The 2,288-nt window shown below is 70.7% G+C and carries 4 protein-coding genes; all 4 read left to right on the top strand.

What is annotated here, in order from left to right; translation table 11 throughout:
• Nucleotides 1–388, top strand: a 388-nt coding sequence (locus tag A612_RS01715; protein WP_019372888.1) for an ABC-type transport auxiliary lipoprotein family protein, incomplete at its 5' end; no start/stop codon positions are given.
• 204 nt (nucleotides 389–592) lie between these two features.
• Nucleotides 593–808: a CsbD family protein gene (locus A612_RS01710; RefSeq protein ID WP_019372887.1), complete on the top strand. Its 216-nt coding sequence runs from the start codon at nucleotides 593–595 to the stop codon at nucleotides 806–808.
• Between the two features lie 22 nt (nucleotides 809–830).
• Entirely contained in the window at nucleotides 831–1,412 is a 582-nt protein-coding gene (locus A612_RS01705) for a hypothetical protein (RefSeq protein WP_019372886.1), read from the top strand.
• 155 nt (nucleotides 1,413–1,567) lie between these two features.
• On the top strand, nucleotides 1,568–2,257 hold the full coding sequence (locus tag A612_RS01700; protein ID WP_019372885.1) for a dienelactone hydrolase family protein: 690 nt from the start codon (nucleotides 1,568–1,570) through the stop codon (nucleotides 2,255–2,257).
• Nucleotides 2,258–2,288: the final 31 nt, after the last annotated feature.

Here is a 2,288-nt window from a genome sequence, read left to right as displayed (position 1 = left end):
CCGCCAGGCGCGCTGGAGCCAGCCTCCGGCCGTGCTGCTGCAGCAGGCGCTGCGCGCGAGCCTGGGCAGCCAGCGCGCCGTGCTCTCGGGCGACGACGGCCTGGCGCTGCTCACCGGCCCCGGGCAGATGCCCACGGTGCTGCGCGCCCAGCTGGAGGAGTTCAGCCACGTCTTCCATTCGCCCCAGCAAAGCAGCGGCGTGTTGCAGCTGCGCGTGCTGGTGGCCGATGCCAGCGCGGCCGGCGAGACGCTGGTCGCCCAGCGCCTGTTCATGGTCGAGCAGCCGGCGGCCACGCCCGATGCGGCCGGCGGCGCCCAGGCCCTGGCCGAGGCCGCCCGGCAGGTGGCCACGCAGGTCGCGCACTGGCTCGAGCAGCTCGGCCGCTGAGCGCGCGGCGCCCGCCCGGGCGCGCCACCTACACGGCCTTCCCGCGCGCCACTGACAACCGGCGCCCGCCTTGGACGACAGTCCCCGGGCGGCCCTCTCCCTACAGTGAAACCCATCGCTTCCCGCACTGCCCGGTGCTTCCCACCGGTGCAGTGCGGAAGCGGTCAACACCACACCCGTTTCACACGCAAGAGGAGAGCCGACATGAATGAAGACCGCATCAAGGGCAACTGGACGCAGTTCAAGGGCAAGGTCAAGGAGCAGTGGGGCAAGCTGACGGACGACGACATGGACGTCATTGCCGGCAAGCGCGACCAGATGCTGGGCAAGCTGCAGGAGCGCCATGGCCTGGCCAAGGAGGCCGCCGAGGACCAGCTGCGCAACTGGGAGCGCGCCAACCCCGACTTCCGCTGGGACTGAAACCCCTCCGGGAGGACGCACCATGCAACACATCCGCAACCTGATGGCGCTGGCCATCGCCGGCCTGGTGGCCACCTCCGGGATGGCGATGAGCAAGGACGAGTACAAGGCCGCCAAGGATCGCATCGAAGCCGACTACAAGGCCGCCAAGGCCCAGTGCGACAGCATGCAGGGCAATGCCAAGGACGTCTGCGAGAAGCAGGCCAAGGGCAACGAGAAGGTCGCCAAGGCCGAGCTCGAGGCCAACTACAAGCCCAGTGAGAAGAACACTTACAAGGTGCACGAGGCCCGGGCCGATGCCGAGTACGAGGTGGCCAAGGAGAAGTGTGACGACCTCTCGGGCAACGCCAAGGACGTGTGCGAGAAGGAAGCCAAGGCGGCCCACGTGAAGGCCAAGGAGGACGCCAAGGTGGCGCGCGCCCAGGCGCAGCCCACGGATGGCGCCAACCTGGCCAAGCAGGCCAACGTGGCGGAGGCCAAGGCCGACGCTGCCCAGGCGACGCGCGAGGCCGAGTACAAGGCGGCCAAGGAGCGCTGCGATGCCATGAGCGGCGCCGCCAAGGACAAGTGCGTGGCCGACGCCAAGCGCACCTACGCGCAATAAGCCGCGCCGCGCCCCCGTCCCGCCCACCCCGCCCGCGAGGCGGGGTTTTTGCTGCCCGCGCTGCGGCCTGCTCCACCGGATGCGCGAAGCCGGCCGACAGCCGGGCTCTGGCGCACTGGCGACAATGGGCCCTTGCTGCAAAGGAGGTATCTCTCATGGGCCAATGGATCGAAGTGGTGGCCAGCGATGGCTTTTCCGTGCCGGCATGGCACGCCAGCCCCGAAGGCAGGCCACGCGGCGCGGTGGTCGTGCTGCAGGAGATCTTCGGCGTCAACAGCCACATCCGCGATGTGAGCGAACGGTTCGCCGCGCGCGGCTGGCTGGCCCTGGCGCCCTCCACCTTCGCCCGGGTGCAAAAGGGGGTGGAACTGGGCTACGGCGAGGCCGATACGCGCCGCGGCAAGGAGCTCAAGGCCGCCGTCGAGGCGCTGCCGGCGCCCGGGGCGCTGGCCGACATCCAGGCCGCCATCGACCTGGCGGCGCGCGACAGCGGCGGCAAGGTCGGTGTCGTGGGTTTTTGCTGGGGCGGGCTGCTCGCCTGGCGCGCGGCCTGCCTGCTCGACGGCCTGTCGGCGGCCGTGCCCTACTACGGCGGCGGCATGACCACCCAGGCCGAGATGGCGCGCCAGCCGCGCGTGCCGGTGCTCGCGCATTTCGGCGAACGCGACCCCTTCATCCCGGTCAAGGGCGTGCAGGCGTTCGCGGCGGCGCATCCGGATGCCACCGTACACCTCTACGCCGCCGACCACGGTTTCCATTGCGACCAGCGCGGCAGCTACGACGCCGAGGCCGCGCAGCTGGCCTGGAGCCGCACGCTCGACTTCCTGGAGCGGCATCTGGCCTGACCGCACCCAGGCGCAGTCGGCCGCTGTTCAG

It is taken from the genome of Melaminivora alkalimesophila (assembly GCF_000282995.1).
Taxonomy (GTDB): domain Bacteria; phylum Pseudomonadota; class Gammaproteobacteria; order Burkholderiales; family Burkholderiaceae_C; genus Melaminivora; species Melaminivora alkalimesophila.
Note: the sequence above shows the minus strand (reverse complement) of the source record. Positions and strands in the feature narration are given on the sequence as shown.

Coding starts and splice junctions, on each gene's coding strand:
- A612_RS01710 (WP_019372887.1), top strand. CDS start 593: ATGAATGAAGACCGCATCAAGGGCAACTGGACGCAGTTCAAGGGCAAG.
- A612_RS01705 (WP_019372886.1), top strand. CDS start 831: ATGCAACACATCCGCAACCTGATGGCGCTGGCCATCGCCGGCCTGGTG.
- A612_RS01700 (WP_019372885.1), top strand. CDS start 1,568: ATGGGCCAATGGATCGAAGTGGTGGCCAGCGATGGCTTTTCCGTGCCG.